The organism is Rhodococcus sp. Leaf233, assembly GCF_001426165.1.
Taxonomy (GTDB): domain Bacteria; phylum Actinomycetota; class Actinomycetes; order Mycobacteriales; family Mycobacteriaceae; genus Rhodococcoides; species Rhodococcoides fascians.
Genome location: NZ_LMRO01000013.1, coordinates 146,791 through 166,984 on the forward strand (window position 1 = coordinate 146,791; position 20,194 = coordinate 166,984).

Below are 20,194 nucleotides of genomic sequence, written 5' to 3' on the forward strand. Positions count from 1 at the left end.
CCGTCCGAGCCGCACCCCGGAAACCCCGAAGAGCGGGCCGACTCGCCGCACGACGGCATCGAAGTGGCGTTGGTCACGGGCGTGTCCGGCGCCGGGTTGCGCACGGCCGCCAAGATTCTCGAAGATCTGGGTTGGTACGTGGCCGACAACCTGCCGCCCGAGCTCATTTCCAAGATGGTCGATCTCGGGCTGGAGTCGCAGCCCCGTATCGAGCGTCTCGCCTTGGTGATGGACGTGCGCAGCCGCCTGTTCACCGGCGATCTGGGCTGGGTGGTCAAGGAACTCGACTCCAAGGGTGTGCGCAATCGCGTGCTGTTCCTGGATGCGTCCGACGCCGTGCTGGTCCAGCGGTTCGAATCGAATCGGCGCAGTCACCCGTTGCAGAACGACGGCCAGGACGGAACTCTGACCGAGGGGATCACGGCCGAGCGACTACGGCTCGCGCAGGTCAAGGCGGCCGCCGACCTGACCGTCGACACGACCTCGTTGTCGGTGCACCAGCTTCGGCGCAAGATCGAAACGGTCTTCGGGGCCTCCGACACTGTCGGCGTCGGCGTGACGGTCCAGTCCTTCGGCTTCAAGTACGGGCTACCGATGGATGCCGACCTGGTCTGCGACGTGCGTTTTCTGCCCAATCCCCATTGGGTGCCCGAACTGCGCGAACACACCGGTCAGGACGTGGATGTTCGCGACTACGTCCTCGGACAGAACGGGGCGCACGACTACCTGCAGACGTACACGCACCTGTTGAATCTGACCATCGAGGGATACGTGCGGGAAGGCAAGCGATACATGACGGTGGCCGTGGGCTGCACCGGAGGAAAACACCGAAGCGTCGCGATGACGGAGGCCCTGGCCGGTATTCTCGCCGAACAGGGGGACGTATCGGTCCGCGTCCTGCACCGTGATCTGGGCCGCGAATGAGCGATACTCCGCACCGTCCGGTATCGGGTTCGGGTCCCAAGATCGTCGCTCTGGGCGGCGGCCACGGTTTGTACGCGACGCTGTCGGCAGCTCGGCTGCTCAGCAGCGATGTCACTGCGGTCGTGACGGTCGCCGACGACGGCGGGTCCTCGGGTCGTCTGCGGGCAGAACTCGGCGTCATCCCGCCCGGAGATCTGCGGATGGCGCTGGCTGCCCTGGCCCGCTCGGATGCCAGAACCCAGCTGTGGACCGACGTCATTCAGCACCGATTCGGGGGCACCGGTGCCTTGGCCGGCCACTCGGTGGGAAATCTGGTTCTCGCCGGGCTCACCGAAGTACTCGGCGACCCGATAGCCGCCCTCGACGAGATGGTGCACATGCTCGGCATCGACGGACGAGTGCTGCCGATGTCACCGATTGCGCTCGACATCGAAGCCGATGTGTCCGGCCTCGAGGACGACCCACGCGTGAGTCGCGTCATTCGCGGTCAGGTCGCCGTCGCCACGACGCCCGGCAAGGTCCGGCGCGTGCGGCTGTTGCCACCGGATCCGCCTGCGACGCCGCAGGCGCTGGCCGCCATCGCGGCGGCCGACCTGGTCGTGCTCGGTCCCGGATCGTGGTTCTCGAGTGTCATTCCCCACGTTCTGGTGCCGGATCAGCTCGCCGCACTGGCGCACACGAGCGCGCCCAAGGTGCTGGTCCTCAACCTGGCACCGGAGCTGGGGGAGACCACCGGATTCTCCGCCGAGCGCCATGTCCACGTACTCTCCCAACACGCACCTGATTTGGGAATAGACCACGTGTTGGTCGATTCCGCCTCGGTCCCGGAGGGCAGCAACCGCGAGCACGTGGCGCGCGCCGCTGCCCGGCTCGGCGCTGGGGTCGTCTACGTCGACGTTGCCGAAACCGGCACTCACGCACATCATTACGGAAAGCTGGCTGCTGCTCTCGGAGCAATCGTGTCGTCCACCGACGGCTCGGCACCGACAGCGGCGCGCAGAGAGGGGATCGCTTCGTGGCCATGACAGCGGAGGTCAAGGACGAGCTGAGCAGGCTCACCGTCAGTCAGGTCAGCTGCCGCAAGGCCGAGGTGTCCGCCCTGCTGCGTTTCGCCGGCGGGTTGCACATCGTCGCGGGTCGAGTGGTGGTGGAGGCCGAGGTGGATCTCGGCTCCATCGCACGGCGGCTGCGACGCGAGATCTTCGAGCTGTACGGCTACTCCTCGGACGTCCACATGCTCAGTGCCGGAGGCCTGCGCAAGACGTCTCGGTACGTGGTGCGCGTGGCCAAGGACGGTGAGGCTCTGGCCCGCCAGACCGGGCTGCTCGACCTCCGCGGACGTCCCGTGCGTGGCCTGCCCGCTCAGGTCGTGGGCGGCACCGTCGGCGACTCCGAGGCCGCGTGGCGCGGCGCGTTTCTCGCCCACGGCTCGCTCACCGAGCCGGGCCGGTCGTCCGCGCTCGAGATCAGCTGCCCCGGGCCCGAAGCGGCGCTCGCCCTCGTCGGTGCCGCTCGGCGCCTCGGCGTGGCAGCCAAAGCACGTGAGGTGCGCGGCACCGATCGAGTCGTCGTACGAGACGGCGAAGCAATCGGAGCCTTGCTCACGCGCATGGGCGCTCAGGACACCCGGTTGGTGTGGGAGGAGCGCCGGATGCGCCGCGAGGTGCGGGCCACCGCCAACCGTCTGGCCAACTTCGACGACGCCAACCTGCGCCGGTCCGCTCGGGCCGCGGTTGCGGCCGCCGCTCGCGTCGAGCGGGCTCTGCACATTCTCGGCGACGACGTACCCGATCATCTCGCTGCGGCAGGTTCGCTGCGGGTCCAGCACCGCCAGGCCTCGCTGGAGGAACTCGGTCAGTTGGCCGACCCGCCGATGACCAAGGACGCGGTGGCCGGTCGGATCCGGCGTCTGCTGTCCATGGCCGATCGGAAAGCGAAGGAGACCGGGATACCCGACACCGAGTCGGCGGTCACCGCGGAGCTGCTCGACGAGGCGTAGAGCGCCTCGATCGAGTGATGCGCGCGCTCCGCCGGAGCGCACACTAGGGTAGGAACCGCGTGTGGCACCCCGCATGCAGGCACGACCAGACATCTGTTTTCACAACTTTTAGGAGCGAACAGTGACGATCCGGGTAGGCGTCAACGGCTTCGGCCGCATCGGGCGTAACTTCTTCAGGGCTGTCGACGCGCAGAAGGCGCTCGGTACCACCGACATCGAAATCGTTGCTGTCAACGACCTGACCGACAACGCATCGCTCGCACACCTGCTCAAGTACGACTCGATCCTGGGCCGCTTGCCGCACGACGTCTCGCTCGAAGGCGAAGACACCATCGTCGTCGGCGGCCAGAAGATCAAGGCTCTGTCGCTGCGTGAGGGACCGTCCGCACTTCCGTGGGGTGACCTGGGTGTCGACGTCGTCGTCGAGTCCACCGGCATCTTCACCGACGCTGCGAAGGCTCAGGGTCACATCGACGCCGGTGCCAAGAAGGTCATCATCTCCGCGCCTGCCAAGGGCGAGGACATCACCATCGTCATGGGCGTCAACGACGACAAGTACGACGGCAGCCAGAACATCATCTCCAACGCGTCGTGCACCACCAACTGCCTCGGCCCCATCGCCAAGGTTCTCGACGACGAGTTCGGCATCGTCTCGGGTCTCATGACGACCATTCACGCGTACACGCAGGATCAGAACCTGCAGGACGGCCCGCACAGCGATCTGCGTCGTGCACGTGCCGCAGCGCTGAACGTCGTCCCCACCGGTACCGGTGCAGCCAAGGCCATCGGCCTGGTTCTCCCGCAGCTGCTCGGCAAGCTCGACGGCTACGCACTTCGGGTGCCGATCCCCACCGGCTCTGTCACCGACCTGACCGCTCTGCTGAAGAAGAAAGCCAGCGCCGAGGACATCAACGCCGCGATGAAGGCTGCCGCGGAGGGCCCGCTGAAGGGCATCCTGAAGTACAACACCGATCCCATCGTGTCCTCGGACATCGTCACCGATCCGCACTCGTCGATCTTCGACGCGCCGCTGACCAAGGTCATCGACGACCAGGTGAAGATCGTCTCCTGGTACGACAACGAGTGGGGCTACTCCAACCGCCTCGCCGACCTCATCGGTCTCGTCGGCAAGTCCCTCTGACACCGATGGCTGTCAAGACACTGCAGGATCTGCTCGATGCCGGTGTCGAAGGACGTGGCGTCCTCGTGCGATCGGACTTCAACGTCCCGCTCGAGGACGGCACGATCACCGACCCCGGCCGCATCCAGGCGTCGATTCCGACCCTTCGTGCACTGGTCGAAGCCGGTGCGAAGGTCATCGTCACCGCTCACCTCGGTCGCCCCGACGGCAAGCCCGATGCGAAGTACAGTCTGGCTCCGGTCGCTGCCAAGCTCGGCGAACTGCTCGGCCGGCACGTCCAGCTCGCGGGAGACGTGGTGGGTCAGGACGCCGAGGCACGCGCCGAGGGCCTGACCGACGGCGACGTACTGCTGCTCGAGAACATCCGCTTCGATCCGCGTGAGACCAGCAAGGACGAGTCCGAGCGAGCCGCTCTGGCTCGTGCGCTCGTTGCTCTGGCCGGAGACGATGCGGCATTCGTCTCCGACGGATTCGGCGTCGTGCACCGCAAGCAGGCGTCGGTCTACGACGTGGCGCAGCTGCTTCCGCATTACGCGGGCACACTCGTCGCGGCCGAGGTCGAGGTGTTGGCCAAGCTGACCGAGGATGCGGCTCGTCCGTACGCGGTGGTGCTCGGCGGCTCCAAGGTCTCGGACAAGCTCGGCGTCATCGAGGCGTTGGCTCCCAAGGTCGACACCCTCGTCATCGGCGGCGGCATGGCGTTCACTTTCCTTGCCGCCCAGGGTTATTCGGTCGGTAACTCGCTGTTGCAGGAGGATCAGATCGGGGTCTGCAAGGACCTGCTCGAGCGCTTCGGCGACGTGATCCATCTTCCGGTCGACATCGTCGTCGGAGACAAGTTCGCGGCGGACGCCGAGTCCAAGACCGTCAAGGCATCCGAAATTCCGGACGGCTGGATGGGTCTGGACATCGGACCGGATTCGGTCAGTCGTTTCGCCGTCGTGCTGTCCAATGCGAAGACGATCTTCTGGAACGGACCTGCAGGCGTCTTCGAGTTCGACAAGTTCTCGGCCGGTACCAAGGGCATCGCGGAGGCGATCATCGGAGCCACCGAGAAGGGCGCGTTCAGCGTGGTCGGTGGCGGTGATTCCGCGGCTGCGGTACGCACCCTCGGGCTGCCCGATGACGGCTTCTCGCACATCTCCACCGGTGGCGGTGCATCCCTCGAATACCTCGAGGGCAAGCAGCTGCCCGGTCTATCCGTCCTGGAGGCGTAACGCATGGCACGTAAGCCGCTCATCGCGGGCAACTGGAAGATGAACCTCAACCACCTCGAGGCCATCTCGCTGGTGCAGAAGATCGCCTTCTCGCTGCCCGAGAAGTACTTCGACAAGGTGGACGTCACGGTCATTCCGCCGTTCACCGACATCCGCAGCGTCCAGACGCTGATCGAAGGCGACAAGCTCCTGCTCACCTACGGTGCGCAGGACGTCTCCGCCGAGGACAGCGGCGCATTCACGGGCGAGATCAGCGGGTCGATGCTGGCCAAGCTGGGATGCACCTTCGTCGTGGTCGGCCACTCCGAGCGACGCACGTTGCACAGCGAGGACGATGCCGTCGTGCTGGCGAAGACGAAGGCTGCCCTGAAGAACGGGCTCACACCGATCGTGTGCATCGGCGAGGGTCTGAACATTCGTGAGGCCGGTGAGCACGTGGCCTACAACGTGGCTCAGCTCCGCGGTTCGCTCGACGGGCTCTCGGCCGACGACATCGCCAAGGTCGTCATCGCCTACGAGCCGGTATGGGCCATCGGCACGGGACGCGTGGCCTCGGCGTCGGACGCTCAGGAAGTGTGCGGTGCCATTCGGGAGGAATTGAAGGAATTGGCGTCGGCCGAGGTCGCCGCGGGCGTCCGCGTGCTGTACGGCGGTTCGGTCAACGCCAAGAACGTCGGCGAGATCGTCGGTCAGCCCGACGTCGACGGCGCGCTGGTCGGTGGCGCTTCGCTCAAGGCGGACGAGTTCGCCACATTGTCGGCGATTGCCGCAGGCGGACCGTTGCCCTGATCGGCCATCGTCACCGCTGCACAGAACTGGTTTCGGACACCTCGCTTCGGCGGGGTGTCCGAAGTCGTTCGCGGGGCCAGGTAGGCTGCTGAGGGCATCGAATCGAGTTTGAGGTGGACATGGATCTGTTTCTGGATATTCTGCTGGTCATCACCAGCCTGGCGCTGATCTTGCTGATCCTGCTGCATCGCGGCAAGGGTGGCGGTCTGTCCAGCTTGTTCGGTGGCGGCGTGCAGTCCAGCCTGTCCGGCTCCACGGTCGTCGAGAAGAACCTCGACCGCCTCACTGTCTTCACCGGCCTCATCTGGCTCATCGCGATCCTCGGGATCGGTCTCGAGATCAAGTACACCTGATCCGTCCCGGCTCCGAGTGCGAGTTGACGGCCGAGCGACGATACTGGGGGGATGAGCGAATCCTCTTACGAGTCAGTCGGTTCCCCGGCATTCGTCACACCGACAGCTCGCGGGCGAGAGTTGACCGAGCCGCTGCGGGAGGACATCCGCTATCTCGGCGGCATCCTCGGTGAGATCATTCGCGAACACGAGGGCGACGAGGTCTTCGAGCTCATCGAGTCCGCGCGAGTGGAATCCTTCGCAGTGCGCCGCTCGGAGATCGAACGCGACGACTCTGTCGGCCGGTACACCGATGTCGAAGTGGCTCGAGCTGTTCCGTTGATCCGCGCGTTCAGCCACTTCTCGTTGCTCGCGAACCTGGCCGAGGATCTCCACCGCGAGCGTCGACGTGCCATTCATCTGGACAACGGAGACCCGCCGCAGGACAGCAGCCTGGACGCAACGTGGTCGAAGATCGACGCCGCCGCTCCGTCGCGGGAGCAGGTGGCCGCCGCACTGACCGACGCGTTGGTGGCACCGGTCATCACCGCGCACCCCACAGAAACACGTCGTCGAACGGTGTTCGACGTCCAATCGAAGATCACCGCACTGATGCGTCGGCGCGAGGTCGCGTCGGCTGCCCCGGAGGGCAAAGCCGCCGGAGCCGCCAAGGAATTGGCCGCGATCGACGTGCAGATTCGCCGGCAGGTGCTGACTCTGTGGGAAACCGCCCTGATTCGGCTGTCGCGATTGCGCATCCAGGACGAGATCGAGGTGGGTCTCCGCTACTTCGAGTCCTCGCTGTTCGACGTCATGCCCGCCCTCAATGCCGATGTCCGCGCGGCGCTGCGAGCGCGATGGCCGGAGGACGACCTGCTGCCGCGGCCGATACTTCGGCCGGGGTCGTGGATCGGAGGAGACCGCGACGGTAACCCGAACGTCACCGGCGAGGTGGTGCACACGGCCACTCATCAGGCCGGTTACGTGGCGTTCGAGCATTACCTCGACGAACTGGTTGCGCTGGAGAAAGAGTTGTCGATGTCCGCGCGGCTCGTCGCGGTCACCCAGGAACTGGAAGCTCTGGCCGAGGCGTCCGCGGAACCGGACGACCGCCGGGCCGACGAACCGTACCGTGTTGCCGTTGTCGGTATCCGTGCCCGCCTGACAGCAACGGCACGGGCGGTGCTCGACGCGGTTCCGGTGTCCGGAATCGATCTCGGTGCCAACCAGTATGCGAGCCCGCAGGAAGTCCTCGACGATCTCGACACTCTCGACCGCGCGCTCCGGGCCGACGGAGACGGTCTGATCGCCGACGATCGACTGCTTCGACTCCGGCAATCGGTCGAGACGTTCGGATTTCATCTCCAGGCGTTGGACATGCGGCAGAACTCCGAGACCCACGAGGAAGTGGTCGCGGAGCTGTTGGCCTGGGCCGGGGTTCATCAGGACTATCGGTCGCTCGGTGAGGACGAGCGCGTCTCGGTGCTCTCGCACGAACTCGCCACTCGGCGTCCCCTGATCGGGCCCACCGCGCAACTCAGCGACCTCGCTGCGAAGGAACTGGGCATCGTCAGGGCGGCCAAGGAGGCCACCGACCACCTGGGCCCGGACACCGTTCAGAACTACATCATCAGCATGTGTCAGTCCGTCAGTGACATGCTCGAGGCGGCCCTGCTGCTCAAGGAAGCGGGGATCTTCGATCCCGGCGTCGACGGTTCGGCACCCACGTCGACGGTGGGTGTCGTGCCGCTCTTCGAGACAATCGAGGACCTGCAGCAGGGTGCCGCGACGCTGCTCGCCACTCTCGACGTTCCGATCTATCGCGCTCTCGTCGCCGGTCGAGGCATGAACCAGGAGGTCATGCTCGGGTACTCGGACTCGAACAAGGACGGTGGCTATCTCGCGGCCAACTGGGCGCTCTACCGAGCCGAACTCGACCTGCTCGAAGCGTCCCGTAAGACAGGAATTCGGTTGCGGCTCTTCCACGGTCGCGGTGGCACCGTCGGGCGCGGCGGCGGCCCCAGTTACGATGCGATTCTGGCGCAACCGCCCGGCGTGGTGCAGGGATCGCTTCGTCTCACCGAGCAGGGCGAGATCATTGCAGCGAAGTACGCCGAACCGTCGATGGCGCGGCGCAACCTCGAATCGTTGGTCGCGGGCACACTCGAATCGACGCTGCTCGACCTCGAAGGATTGGGTGACGGCGCCGAGGCCGCCTACGACGTTCTGGACGATCTCGCCGCCAAGGCTCGGGCGGCGTACGGTCGGCTGGTGCACGAGGAGCCCGGGTTCGTCGAGTACTTCCGCACGTCCACGCCCGTTGCCGAGGTCGGCGAGCTGAACATCGGGTCGCGTCCGGCGTCGCGCAAGCCGACGAATTCCGTGTACGACCTGCGCGCTATCCCGTGGGTGATGTCGTGGAGTCAGTGCCGCGTCATGCTGCCCGGTTGGTACGGCACCGGATCGGCCTTCGAAGAGTGGGTCGGTGACGACGACTCCAAGCTGGAGGTGCTTGCGGATCTGTATCGGAAGTGGCCGTTCTTCCGCACTGTGCTGTCCAACCTGGCGCAGGTCATGGCCAAGTCCGATCTGGGTATCGCCGCTCGGTATGCGGAACTCGTTCCCGACGCCGACCTCCGCGCACGCATCTTCGGCATGATCGAGGCCGAACACGCCACCACCGTGCGGATGTATCTGAAGATCACCGGTCACAGTCGATTGCTGGAGGACAACCCGGCGCTGGAGCGATCGGTACACAACCGGTTCCCGTACCTGGAACCTCTCAACCAAATGCAGGTCGAGATGTTGCGTCGATACCGCAACGGCGACGACGACGAACGGGTCAAACGAGGAATCCTGCTGACGATGAACGGCCTGGCCACGGCACTACGCAACAGCGGCTAGCACCGTACGTCTCGCTGCGCTGCCGCGGAACCGGTGGCCGACAGTCTGCGTCCAACCGGGTATGAGGACGTGCAGAAACACTCTCGACGCGTGGCGGGACGGGACGGCGTATCGGGTGATCGCTCGATCGCGGTATGCGGACTTCCGAGGCGGACTCGGTGACGACGGCGAGTCCATGCGTGGTTCGGACGGCAGTGCTTCGGACGGCGTCGGTTCGAACGACTACGGCGTCGATTCAGGGGAGTGAATCTCCTGAATCGACGCCGCAGTACGTCTGCTGTCAGCTGTGGCTCGAGCCGATCACCGGTCCAGCTGTGAGGCCGCTGCCTCGTCGACGAACCAGACCGTCGATTCCGCGCCGATGGCACCGGCCGACGGCCAGTCGTCGGACGCTGCTCCGCCGACGGCGGCGGCAACGGCCTCGGCCTTCCCTGCACCGGACACCAGCAACCACACGTGCTTCGCCCTCCGGACAGCGGGCAGGGTGAGTGTGATGCGTACCGGTGGCGGCTTGGGGGAGTCCTCGACGGCCACGACGAAGCGATGTTGCTCGCGCACCGCGTCGGTGTGCGGGAAGAGCGAGTTGATGTGGCCCTCGCCGCCCATGCCCAACAGGTGGATGTCGAAGTCGGGGCATTGACCGTCGTCGGCCCGTGAGTGCAGCGTCTGTGCGTACGCCGCCGCAGCCGTTTCCGGGTCGGAGCCGTAGGCGCCGTCCGACGTCGCCATCGTGAACAGTCGATCCGGGTGCACGTCCACGTGCTTCAGCAGCGCGTCCGATGCCTGGACCTCGTTGCGCTCGGGATCTCCCGAGGGGAGAAAACGCTCGTCACCGAAGTAGATGTCCACCCGTGACCAGTCGATGGCACCGGAATCCGCGCGCAGTGCCTCGAGGAGGGCGATTCCCGTCCCGCCTCCGGTCAACACCACCGACGCGACACCGCGCTCGGCCTGCGCCGCGACGACAACGTCGACGAAGCGAGTGCGGGCGGCATCGACCAGCCCTTGTGCGTCGAGGTATCGGAGGACCGACTGATTACTCATAGCTCACTTTCGACAGACCGTGGAGGGCGAGTTCGTAGATTTCGTCCGTGTCGAGCCGCCGCAGTTCCTCGGCCAGGCACTCGCGGGTGTTGCGACGTGCCAGAGCAACCTGAGCGTCGGGCTGACCGGTACGCCGCAGTGTGGCGGTTTTTCCGGTCTGCGGACGGGTCAGCGAAATACTGCTGTTCTCCCTGGTCAGCTCGACCTTGAGCTCGCCGGCTCGCCGGTAGACCGGCACGTCGAGCTTCGCCGCCAACCAGCCGGCCAGAATGTCGAGTGCCGGCTCCTCTGCCAGTCCCGACACGGTGGCCGAGGTGACGGCCTCGAACGGTGCCTGATCGAGGGCAGTCGCCAGGAGGCCGCGCCAGTAGGTGATTCGGCTCCACGACAGATCCGTATCACCCTCGGTGTAGCTGCTCAGCCGTCCCTTGATCGCTGCGGTGGTATCCGACGAATTGGTGGCATCGGTGATCCGCCTGATCGCCAACCGGCCCAGTGGATCCTTCGCCGGTACCGTCGGTGCCTCGTCCGGCCACCACGCGACGATCGGCGTATCGGGCAGCAGGAAGGGAATGACGACGCTGTGTTCGTGATCGGCGAGCTCGCCGTTCAGTCGTAGTACGACGACCTCGGACGCGCCGGCGTCTCCGCCGACGCGGATCTGGGCGTCGAGACTCGACTCGGCGGACCGATCACCGTGGATGAGGACGATGACGCGACACGGATGTTCCCGGCTCGCCTCGTTCGCGGCATCGATCGCCCGTTCGGCCTTGCTCGCATCACGGCTCGCGACGATCAAGGTCAGCACGCGGCCGATGGTGACCGCGCCACCTGCTTCACGAACCTCGACGAGCTTCTTGCCGACCTCGGCCGTCGTGGTGGCGGGAATGTCGACAATCAAGGCCTTCTCCATTCGCGTCCGGTGCGGTGCATCATCTCGTCACCCGAGGACGGACCCCAGGTGCCGGCCTCGTACGGTTCGGCGGTGCCGCCCGAGGCCCAGTACTCGAGAATCGGGTCGAGAATCTTCCACGACAGTTCCACTTCGGCGTTGACCGGGAACAGTGAGGGCTCACCCAGGAGTACGTCGAGTATCAGTCGCTCGTACGCCTCGGGAGATGACTCGGTGAACGCCTGGCCGTAGCTGAAGTCCATGCTGACGTCGCGCACCTGCATGCTGGACCCGGGAACTTTGGAACCGAAGCGCATCGTGACGCCCTCGTCCGGCTGGACTCGAATGACCAGTGCGTTCTGCCCCAGTTCCTCGGTCATGGTGGCGTCGAACGGCAGATGGGGGGCACGCTTGAACACCATTGCGATCTCGGTGACTCTGCGGCCCAACGCCTTTCCCGTACGCAGATAGAACGGAACTCCACCCCAGCGCCGAGTGTCGACCTCGAGGGTGATGGCGGCGTAGGTTTCGGTGTTCGACTCGGAGTCGAACCCCTCTTCCTCCTTGAGCCCCTTCACTTTCTGGCTGCCCTGCCACCCGGCGGAGTACTGCCCGCGGGCGGACGTGCGATCGAGCGGCTCGGCGAGCTTGGTCGCCGAGAGCACCTTGATCTTCTCGGACTGCAGCTCGGTGGGGTTGAAACTCACCGGCTCCTCCATCGCAGTGATCGCGAGCAACTGGAGGAGATGGTTCTGAATGACGTCGCGGGCTGCCCCGATTCCGTCGTAATAGCCTGCGCGGCCACCCAATCCGATATCCTCGGCCATCGTGATCTGCACGTGGTCCACATAGTGCGCGTTCCAGATCGGATCGAACAACTGGTTGGCGAAGCGCAGCGCGAGAATGTTCTGCACCGTCTCCTTGCCCAGGTAGTGATCGATCCGAAAGACGGTGTCCTCGGGGAACACTCGGTTCACGATCGCGTTGAGCTCCTTCGCGCTCTGCAAATCGTGACCGAACGGCTTCTCGATGACGACGCGTCGCCAGTTGCCGTCCTGCGCCTGGGCCAGTCCGGAGCGTGAAAGTTGTTGCAGTACAACAGGGAACGCGCCGGGTGGGATCGAGAGGTAGAAGGCATGGTTTCCGCCGGTGCCGCGGGTGGTGTCGAGCTCGGTGAGAGTCCGCGACAACTCGTCGAACGCGGCATCGTCGTCGAACGAACCCTGAACGAACCGGAAGCCCTCGGCAAGGGTGTTCCACACCTCTTCGCTGAACGGAGTTCGAGCATGATCGCGTACCGAGTCGTGCACGATCTTCTCGAAATCCTGGTTCTGCCACTCACGGCGAGCGAAGCCGACCAGGGCGAAACCGGGGGGTAGGAGCCCCCGGTTCGCCAGGTCGTACACCGCAGGCATGAGCTTCTTACGCGCGAGGTCACCGGTCACCCCGAAGATGACCATGCTGCACGGCCCGGCGATGCGGGGGAGCCGCTTGTCTCGCGCGTCGCGAAGTGGATTACGCCAGTCCGCGGAATTCAGGTTTTCTGTGTCTGCGGTGGGCACAGGTCAGCTCTTCTGACCTGCTTGGCGGAGCTGCTCCTCGGTAGCTTCGAGCAGCTCGTTCCACGCAGCCTCGAACTTCTGGACGCCCTCGTTCTCCAACGTCAGGAAGACGTCGGTGAGGTCGATTCCCAGGGCGGAGATGCGGTCGAAGATCTCCTGCGACTCCGGTCCCTTACCCGAGACGGTGTCGCCGACGATCTCGCCGTGGTCTGCGACCGCGTCCATGGTCTTCTCCGGCATCGTGTTCACGGTGTTCGGAGAGACGAGCTCGGTGACGTACATGGTGTCCGGGTAGGCGTCGGACTTGACGCCCGTCGAAGCCCACAGTGGCCGCTGCGGACGTGCACCGTTGCCCGCGAGTTCGCGGAACCGAGGAGCCACCTCGAAGACCTGCTGGTACGCCACGTACGCGAGGCGCGCATTGGCCAGCGCGGCCTTGCCCTTGAGGGCCTCGGCGTCGGGGGTGCCGATGGCGTCCAGGCGGGAGTCGATCTCGCTGTCCACGCGGGACACGAAGAACGACGCCACGGAATGGATCTTGTCGAGGTCGTGACCGGCGGCGCGGGCGGCCTCGAGACCCTCGAGGTACGCGTTCATGACCAGCTCGTAGCGCTCGACGGAGAAGATCAGGGTCACGTTGACGCTGATTCCCTCACCGATCACCTTGGCAATGGCGGGGATGCCTTCTTCCGTTGCCGGAATCTTGATGAGGAGATTCGGACGGTCGACGATCTTCCAGAGTTCGACGGCCTGCTCGTACGTCTTGTCCGCGTCGTGCGCCATGCGGGGGTCGACCTCGATCGACACGCGTCCGTCGACGCCCGCGCTGGCCTCGTACTGCGGTACCAGGATGTCGCACGCCTCACGGACGTCGTCGGTGGTGACGGTGCGAATCGTGGTCTCGACATCGGCACCTTCGCCGGCGAGCTTGGTGACCTGCTCGTCGTAAGCATCACCCTTGCTCAATGCGGCCTGGAAGATCGACGGGTTGGTCGTCACGCCGACGACGCTCTTGGTGTCGATCAGGTCCTTGAGGTTGCCCGACCGAATGCGGTCGCGGGACAGGTCGTCCAGCCAGACCGAAATTCCGGCGGCGGACAGCTCGGCAAGGTTTTTGTTCTGGGTCATGAGTTATCCCTTCACGTTGGTGATGGAGCGCTGCGCGGCCGCGACGACGGCGTCGGCCGTGAAGCCGAACTCGCGGAAAAGTGTTGCCGCATCGGCAGATTCGCCGTAGTGCTCGAGCGAGATGATCTCGCCGAAACCGCCGACGATCTTCCACCACGGCATCGCGATGCCGGCCTCGATGGACACCCGCGCCTTGACGGTGGGCGGAACGACCTGGTCGCGGTAGTTCTGGTCCTGGCTCTCGAACCACTCGACACACGGCATCGACACCACGCGTGCCGCGATGCCCTGCGCCTCGAGCAGCTTCTGGGCCTCCACTGCGTACTGCAGTTCGGAACCGGTGCCGATCAGGACGACGTCGGGAGCGGCCTTGGAGGACTCGGAGAGGATGTAGCCACCCTTCGAGACGCCCTCGAAGCTGGTGCCTTCCAGGATCGGGATGCCCTGACGCGTCAGCGCCAGGCCGACGGGCCCGCTGCTGCTCGACCTGGCGAGCACCGACTGCCAGGCGTATGCCGTCTCGTTGGCGTCACCGGGGCGTACGACAGACAGGTTGGGAATCGCACGCAGGGCCGCGAGGTGCTCGACCGGCTGGTGCGTCGGGCCGTCCTCGCCGAGGCCGATGGAGTCGTGGGTCCATACGTAGATGGGATCGATGTCCATCAGCGACGCCAGGCGAACCGACGGCCGCATGTAGTCGCTGAACTGCATGAACGTTCCGCCGTACGCGCGGGTCGGACCGTGCATGACGATGCCCGACAGGATCGCACCCATGGCGTGCTCGCGGATACCAAAGTGCAGCGTGCGGCCGTAGGGCTCGGCGTCCCAGTCGTCGGTGGAGATCGACGTGGGGCCGAAGGACTTCGCACCCTTGATCGTGGTGTTGTTGCTGCCGGCGAGGTCGGCCGAGCCGCCCCACAGTTCCGGAAGAACGGGTCCGACGGCGTTGAGGACCTCGCCCGACGCCGCACGCGTGGCGACGGCCTTGCTGCCGGGCTCCCACGTGGGCAGCACGTCGGTCCAGTTCTCGGGCAGCGTGCCCTGCTGAAGACGGTCGAGCAACTGCTTGCGCTCGGGCTCACGGGCTGCCCAGGCCTCGAACTGCGTCATCCACTCGGTGTGTGCGGCGCGGCCGCGTTCCTGGAGCTTGCGAGTGTGGCCGATGACCTCGTCGCTGACCTCGAACGTCTTGGCCGGGTCGAAGTCCAGGGCCTGCTTGACCTTCGCGACCTCGTCGTCGCCCAGCGCGGCACCGTGGACGGCACCGGTGTTCATCATCGTCGGAGCCGGGAACCCAATGATGGTCCGCAGCACGATGATCGACGGCTTGTCGGTGACGGCCTTGGCGGCCTCGATGGCCTCCTCGATCGCGGTGACGTTCTCGCCGCCCTCGACGACCTGTACGTGCCACCCGTAGGCCTCGTACCGAGCGGCGGTGTTCTCGGACAGGGCGATGTCGGTCGAGTGCTCGATCGAGATCTTGTTGTCGTCGTAGAACAGGATCAGGTTGCCGAGCTGCTGGGTGCCTGCGAGCGACGACGCCTCGGACGTGACGCCTTCTTCGATGTCGCCGTCGGAGGCGATCACGTAGATGAAGTGATCGAACGGGCTCTCGCCGAGCGCAGGTTCGGGATCGAACAGTCCGCGTTCACGGCGCGATGCCATTGCCATTCCCACAGCGGATGCCAGTCCCTGACCGAGAGGGCCGGTGGTGATCTCGACGCCGTCGGTGTGGCGGAACTCGGGGTGCCCCGGGGTCTTGGACTTGTAGGTCCGCAGTGCTTCGATGTCTGCGAGCTCGAGACCGAAACCGCCCAAGTAGAGCTGCAGGTACAGGGTCAGGCTCGAGTGACCGCACGACAGCACGAAACGGTCGCGGCCGATCCAATGGGTGTCGGTGGGGTCGTGGCGCATGGTGCGCTGGAAGAGGGTGTACGCGAGGGGAGCCAAGCTCATCGCGGTTCCGGGGTGGCCGTTGCCGACCTTCTGCACTGCGTCCGCTGCCAGGACACGAACGGTGTCGACCGCCCGGGTGTCCAGGTCCGTCCAGTCGCTGGGGTGGTGCGCCGTGGTGAGGACGTCAATATCGTCTGTGATCGACACGAGCAGAAATCTCCTGACATTCGTTCGAGTTGTGGCTCCGAGGATTCGTCGCTCGGCGGTAACTGCACAGCGCCTGCGTGAGGCGCGAACGTAGTCGATGCCGAAGGACGTCCCCCACCAGCCTAGTTCCGACCGACGCTACTGTCGTGCCTTCCCCCGTCGGAGCACGAACGTGTGTGGCGTCGCCGCATCGTTCTTCGGTTTGGGTGCCCTGCGAATTGGACGTGCAAACCCCGCCGTCTACCATCGTCTGTAGTAGGCGCATGCTCGACGGCTCCCGGGGGCAATTTCCGAACCGGGACCATCCGCGTGCGCGTCGGTGGCCGAGGTCCTCGTGAGGGTTCTCCCAGGATCGGTCGGCCGCCAGGAACGAACCCGCGTGCCCGACGGCGCGTGGCAAGTGGCCGAGCGCCAGAGAACGACAGTCGTGCGAGGAGACGCAGTGCGAATTGGGCAGCAGCCGGGCGGACACGGTTTCGCCGGCGGCCCCGGATTCGGAGCAGACGACCAGGGCGACACCGAACACGCCGCGCCGGCGTCGGCGCCGCGCAGAGCGTGGGCTCTCTTCCTGGCCTATGTCGCGCTGACGAAGCCTCGGGTCATCGAACTACTTCTCGTCACGACCATTCCCGCGATGCTGCTGGCAGATCGCGGTCACGTGGACCCGTGGCTGATTCTCACCACACTGTTCGGTGGAATGCTGGCCGCGGCGAGCGCGAACACCTTGAACATGGTGGTCGACGCAGACATCGACAAGGTGATGAAGCGCACCGAGAAGCGGCCGTTGGCCCGCGGCGCGATGCCTGTGTCGCACGCACTGGTGTTCGGTCTCGTCCTCGGGGTGTTCTCGTTCTTCTGGCTCTGGGCGACGACCAACCTCCTCAGCGGCGTGCTGGCCGTCGTCACGATCTGCTTCTACATCTTCGTCTACACCCTGGTGCTCAAGCGCCGAACTTCGCAGAACGTGGTGTGGGGCGGTGCCGCCGGCTGCATGCCGGTCATGATCGGCTGGTCCGCCGTCACCGGCACGATCGGCTGGCAGGCGCTGGTGATGTTCCTCGTCATCTTCCTGTGGACACCGCCGCACACCTGGGCCTTGATGCTTCGCTACAAGGAGGACTACCAGGCGGCCAACGTCCCGATGCTTCCTGCCGTCGCGTCGGAGACCAAGGTGACCAAGCACATCGTGCTCTACGCGTGGGCCACGGTTGCTGCGACGTTGGCACTGGCCCCGGGCTCCGGCGTCGTCTACGCGGTGATCGCGGTGGCATCGGGAATTTGGTTCCTCGTCGTGGCGCACCGCCTGTACGCAGGCGTGCGGGCGGGAACACCGGTCAAGCCTCTCAAGCTGTTCATCCTGTCCAACGAATACCTGGCGCTGGTGTTCTGCGGCCTCGCCGTCGACTCTGTCCTCGGCTGGCAGACGCTCGCCCAGCTGGTCTCCTGAGCGAGCGCCTCCTCACATCTGCACCCGATCAGGGGACGAGAACGATCGAACCGGTCGTCTTACGTCCTTCCAGGTCCATATGTGCCTGCGCGACATCTTCGAGCGCGTAGCGAGCGCCGACCTCGACCGTCAGAGCGCCGCTCGACAACGCCTCGAACACATCACCCGCACGCCATTCGAGCTCGGCTCGGTCCCGTATGTGATGCGCCAGCGTGGGTCTGGTCAGAAACACCGATCCGGCCCCGTTGAGCCGTTGTGGGTCGAACGGCGGTACCGGTCCGCTCGCAGCACCGAACAGGGCCAGCGTGCCTCTGATGCGCAGCGACGCCAGACTGGCCTCGAACGTGTCGGCTCCGACACCGTCGTAGACGGCATGGACGCCCTCGCCGCCGGTGAGCTCGCGAACCTGGGCCGCAATGTCGTCGTCGTACCGCAGTACGTGGGCGGCACCGGCCTGGGCCGACCGCTCTGCTTTGGCATCGGTGGACACCGTCGTGATGACCCGTACGCCCTTTCCGACCGCCATCTGGGTCAGCAGTAGTCCGACGCCTCCCGCGCCCGCGTGCACGAGGACCGTGTCGCCGCTGCGCGCCGGGTAGGTGGACTCGATCAGGTAATGCGCAGTCATGCCCTGGAGCAGCGCCGACGCCGCCTGATCGGCCGGAACGCCGTCGGGAACGGATATGGCGGACGAGGCGTCCACGACGACGAACTCGGCATAGCTACCCGGCGCGGCCGCCCAGGCGATACGGTCCCCAGGAGCGAACGCGGTGACGTCAGGACCGGCCTCGTGGACAACTCCGGAACCCTCGTCGCCGGGGATGTAGGGCAGGGACCGTGGATACAGGCCGCGGCGGAAGTAGGTGTCGATGTAGTTGATCCCGATGGCGTCGACGCGCACGAGAACCTGCCCCGGTCCGGGCTCGGGAATGGGCACGTCCACGACGACCATGACCTCGGGTCCGCCGGTGTTGTCTACTCGAATGGCACGCATATCCCTGTTCTACACGGGAGCGATGTGAGTTCGAGAGCGGACGCACGCTTCCACGACGGGTGCGACAAGTTACCGATCAGTAGCGATTCGGCGGGCCGATGCCGCCACGGTGGACGACCTCGGTATCGTGTCTGCATGGCTACCGAAATCGACAGTGCGGGCAACGAGAAGGACACGTCCAACGAGGTTCCGAAGGGAACTCTCGCGGCTGTGAAGGCGTTTCTCGCCGATCACGGCAACTCGGCAAGTGTGGTGATCCAACCCATCGGTCGGGCCGGAACCCGGCTCACGCTGGTCGGCGCAGACGGAGTGCTCGGAGATCAGGTGGTTCCGTCCACTGCGGTCGCACACGCGATCGTCGCCAGGTTCGACGAACTGACCGAGGCGGAGTGGGACCGCGAGCTGGTCAGTTCGGTCAATCCGGCACCGGGCCATTACGAGAAGATGGCCGGCTGGGTCGCTCGGCAGAAGAAGTTCCCCAAGGCCCGCAACCAGGCCATCGTCGGGTAGGACGAGAGCCGCAAAGTCTTTTCGACTCGACGGGAACCGTCTCGCAGTCCGATGCGTCGAAGTCAGCGGAGGGGCAGTCGGCCATCTGAGGGGGAGGTCGGCTGCCCCTCCGCTGTGATTCGAAACTGCTGTGCTCGGACACCCGCGTGTCGAGCCTGCTGAGGCCCGGCACCCGAAGACTGCCGGGCCTCAGGACGCTGCGGCGACCCTGTCCACTTCGTCTTCCCGATCGGCAACCGCAGGACCGCGTGTTCTGCACGATGCCCACAGCGCAGCCGTGGCAGCCGTGCAGGCTCCGGCACCGGCAACGTGGAACGCGACGAGTACTGCGGGAACGCCCGTGAAGTACTGCACCAGGCCGATCAGGGACTGGGCCAGCACGATCGCCACCAGAACGTGCAGCCGCTGCTTGACGGCAGTCGGCGCCCCGACCGCGTACAGGGCGAAACCGAGCCCGACGAGCAGCGCGAGATACCCGACCAGGAATTGCGAGTGAGCGTGCACCAGCGTGACGATCTCGATGCCCAGGCGCGGTACCGGCTCGTCGATGCTCTTGTCGCCGGCGTGCGGGCCGGCACCGGTCACCATCGTCCCGGCGATCAGTACGCCGGTCAGCGCGACGCCGGAAAGGGCAGTGAGCCCGCGTAGCGCGGCGGGGACGGTGGGCAGCGACTTCGGCGCGGCGTCGGTTTCACCCACCTTGACGAACAGCAGGGTAGCCAGCCAGACCATTGCCATCGACACCACGAGGTGAATGGCCACTGTCCACCACAGCAGGCCGGTCAGCACGGTGACGCCACCGATGACGGCCTGCACGACGGTTCCCAGCGGCATGAACCACGCGAAGAGCAACACCTCGCGCCGCCGGGCCGCGCGAGTGACAGCGAGAACGACCACCGCAGCGGCGATGACCACCACGAAGGTGAGCAGTCGATTGCCGAACTCGACTGCCTGATGCAGCACCGGAACCTCGGATACTCCGACCGGCGTGAAGCTTCCGGGGAAGCACTGTGGCCAGGTGGGGCACCCGAGCCCGGAGCCGGTCACTCGAACCACCGCACCGGTGACGGCTATGCCGCCCTGGGTGAGGATGGCGATGAATGCCAGCACCCGCTGTACCCGAAGCGAGGGCAGGGGCAGGTAGGCCACGAGGCGCAGGAACACGCCGTAGAGCTTCCGTAGGAGGTAGGGCACTCCACGATGGTAAA

Annotated in this window: 18 protein-coding genes; 11 read left to right on the plus strand and 7 right to left on the minus strand. The window is 65.7% G+C overall.

The window, feature by feature from the left end; translation table 11 throughout:
* The first annotated feature begins 57 nt into the window (after positions 1 to 57).
* From rapZ to ASH04_RS26725, 9 genes are all read left to right on the plus strand, one after another.
* Positions 58 to 924, plus strand: coding sequence for an RNase adapter RapZ (rapZ, locus tag ASH04_RS23455; RefSeq protein ID WP_057474741.1), 867 nt, complete (start codon positions 58 to 60; stop codon positions 922 to 924).
* On the plus strand, positions 921 to 1,949 hold the full coding sequence (locus ASH04_RS23460) for a gluconeogenesis factor YvcK family protein (protein ID WP_057474692.1): 1,029 nt from the start codon (positions 921 to 923) through the stop codon (positions 1,947 to 1,949). The genes rapZ and ASH04_RS23460 overlap by 4 nt, the downstream gene beginning before the upstream one ends.
* Complete coding sequence (gene whiA / locus ASH04_RS23465) at positions 1,940 to 2,923, plus strand: DNA-binding protein WhiA (protein ID WP_027497005.1); 984 nt, start codon at positions 1,940 to 1,942, stop codon at positions 2,921 to 2,923. The genes ASH04_RS23460 and whiA overlap by 10 nt, the downstream gene beginning before the upstream one ends.
* 121 nt (positions 2,924 to 3,044) lie before the next feature.
* Positions 3,045 to 4,064 carry a type I glyceraldehyde-3-phosphate dehydrogenase gene (gap, locus tag ASH04_RS23470; RefSeq protein ID WP_008716538.1) on the plus strand — a complete coding sequence of 340 codons (1,020 nt, stop codon included), beginning with the start codon at positions 3,045 to 3,047 and terminating at the stop codon, positions 4,062 to 4,064.
* 5 nt (positions 4,065 to 4,069) lie between these two features.
* The gene (locus tag ASH04_RS23475) at positions 4,070 to 5,281 is read left to right on the plus strand and encodes a phosphoglycerate kinase (RefSeq protein WP_057474693.1); all 1,212 of its coding nucleotides are present in this window, start codon (positions 4,070 to 4,072) and stop codon (positions 5,279 to 5,281) included.
* Positions 5,282 to 5,284: 3 nt separating this feature from the next.
* Complete coding sequence (gene tpiA, locus ASH04_RS23480) at positions 5,285 to 6,070, plus strand: triose-phosphate isomerase (protein WP_027497007.1); 786 nt, start codon at positions 5,285 to 5,287, stop codon at positions 6,068 to 6,070.
* 119 nt (positions 6,071 to 6,189) lie between these two features.
* Entirely contained in the window at positions 6,190 to 6,423 is a 234-nt protein-coding gene (secG, locus tag ASH04_RS23485; RefSeq protein ID WP_027497008.1) for a preprotein translocase subunit SecG, read from the plus strand.
* A gap of 51 nt (positions 6,424 to 6,474) precedes the next feature.
* A complete protein-coding gene (ppc, locus tag ASH04_RS23490; RefSeq protein WP_057474694.1) occupies positions 6,475 to 9,306 on the plus strand; it encodes a phosphoenolpyruvate carboxylase in 2,832 nt (943 codons plus the stop codon).
* Positions 9,307 to 9,367: 61 nt separating this feature from the next.
* The gene (locus ASH04_RS26725; protein ID WP_139278435.1) at positions 9,368 to 9,553 is read left to right on the plus strand and encodes a hypothetical protein; all 186 of its coding nucleotides are present in this window, start codon (positions 9,368 to 9,370) and stop codon (positions 9,551 to 9,553) included.
* Positions 9,554 to 9,606: 53 nt separating this feature from the next.
* Here the strand turns inward: ASH04_RS26725 and pgl are convergent, their stop codons facing one another.
* Genes pgl through tkt form a run of 5 tightly spaced genes read right to left on the minus strand, consistent with a single transcriptional unit; the run spans position 9,607 to position 16,035 of the window.
* Positions 9,607 to 10,350, minus strand: coding sequence for a 6-phosphogluconolactonase (gene pgl / locus ASH04_RS23495; protein ID WP_027497010.1), 744 nt, complete (start codon positions 10,348 to 10,350; stop codon positions 9,607 to 9,609).
* Positions 10,343 to 11,251, minus strand: a complete 909-nt coding sequence (gene opcA / locus ASH04_RS23500; protein WP_027497011.1) for a glucose-6-phosphate dehydrogenase assembly protein OpcA — start codon at positions 11,249 to 11,251, stop codon at positions 10,343 to 10,345. Before opcA ends, pgl begins: the two co-directional genes overlap by 8 nt.
* On the minus strand, positions 11,248 to 12,804 hold the full coding sequence (gene zwf, locus ASH04_RS23505; protein WP_027497012.1) for a glucose-6-phosphate dehydrogenase: 1,557 nt from the start codon (positions 12,802 to 12,804) through the stop codon (positions 11,248 to 11,250). The genes opcA and zwf overlap by 4 nt, the downstream gene beginning before the upstream one ends.
* Positions 12,805 to 12,807: 3 nt before the next feature.
* The gene (gene tal / locus ASH04_RS23510; RefSeq protein ID WP_027497013.1) at positions 12,808 to 13,932 is read right to left on the minus strand and encodes a transaldolase; all 1,125 of its coding nucleotides are present in this window, start codon (positions 13,930 to 13,932) and stop codon (positions 12,808 to 12,810) included.
* Between the two features lie 3 nt (positions 13,933 to 13,935).
* A complete protein-coding gene (tkt, locus tag ASH04_RS23515) occupies positions 13,936 to 16,035 on the minus strand; it encodes a transketolase (protein ID WP_057474695.1) in 2,100 nt (699 codons plus the stop codon).
* A gap of 442 nt (positions 16,036 to 16,477) precedes the next feature.
* Here tkt and ASH04_RS23520 point away from each other — a divergent pair, with 442 nt between their 5' ends.
* Entirely contained in the window at positions 16,478 to 17,482 is a 1,005-nt protein-coding gene (locus tag ASH04_RS23520) for a heme o synthase (protein ID WP_027497015.1), read from the plus strand.
* A gap of 28 nt (positions 17,483 to 17,510) precedes the next feature.
* Here the strand turns inward: ASH04_RS23520 and ASH04_RS23525 are convergent, their stop codons facing one another.
* Positions 17,511 to 18,476, minus strand: coding sequence for a quinone oxidoreductase family protein (locus ASH04_RS23525; RefSeq protein ID WP_032372461.1), 966 nt, complete (start codon positions 18,474 to 18,476; stop codon positions 17,511 to 17,513).
* Positions 18,477 to 18,611: 135 nt separating this feature from the next.
* On the opposite strand from ASH04_RS23525, the gene ASH04_RS23530 reads away from it, so the two are divergent.
* Positions 18,612 to 18,986, plus strand: a complete 375-nt coding sequence (locus ASH04_RS23530) for a hypothetical protein (protein WP_027497017.1) — start codon at positions 18,612 to 18,614, stop codon at positions 18,984 to 18,986.
* Positions 18,987 to 19,175: 189 nt separating this feature from the next.
* Here the strand turns inward: ASH04_RS23530 and ASH04_RS23535 are convergent, their stop codons facing one another.
* A complete protein-coding gene (locus ASH04_RS23535) occupies positions 19,176 to 20,180 on the minus strand; it encodes a COX15/CtaA family protein (protein WP_235580082.1) in 1,005 nt (334 codons plus the stop codon).
* Positions 20,181 to 20,194: the final 14 nt, after the last annotated feature.

Bases quoted from the DNA above. Each gene is read 5' to 3' on its own strand.
- secG (WP_027497008.1), top strand. From the start codon at position 6,190: ATGGATCTGTTTCTGGATATTCTGCTGGTCATCACCAGCCTGGCGCTG.
- tpiA (WP_027497007.1), top strand. From the start codon at position 5,285: ATGGCACGTAAGCCGCTCATCGCGGGCAACTGGAAGATGAACCTCAAC.
- ASH04_RS23475 (WP_057474693.1), top strand. From the start codon at position 4,070: ATGGCTGTCAAGACACTGCAGGATCTGCTCGATGCCGGTGTCGAAGGA.
- ppc (WP_057474694.1), top strand. From the start codon at position 6,475: ATGAGCGAATCCTCTTACGAGTCAGTCGGTTCCCCGGCATTCGTCACA.
- ASH04_RS26725 (WP_139278435.1), top strand. From the start codon at position 9,368: ATGAGGACGTGCAGAAACACTCTCGACGCGTGGCGGGACGGGACGGCG.
- pgl (WP_027497010.1), bottom strand. From the start codon at position 10,350: ATGAGTAATCAGTCGGTCCTCCGATACCTCGACGCACAAGGGCTGGTC.
- ASH04_RS23530 (WP_027497017.1), top strand. From the start codon at position 18,612: ATGGCTACCGAAATCGACAGTGCGGGCAACGAGAAGGACACGTCCAAC.
- ASH04_RS23460 (WP_057474692.1), top strand. From the start codon at position 921: ATGAGCGATACTCCGCACCGTCCGGTATCGGGTTCGGGTCCCAAGATC.
- tal (WP_027497013.1), bottom strand. From the start codon at position 13,932: ATGACCCAGAACAAAAACCTTGCCGAGCTGTCCGCCGCCGGAATTTCG.
- ASH04_RS23525 (WP_032372461.1), bottom strand. From the start codon at position 18,476: ATGCGTGCCATTCGAGTAGACAACACCGGCGGACCCGAGGTCATGGTC.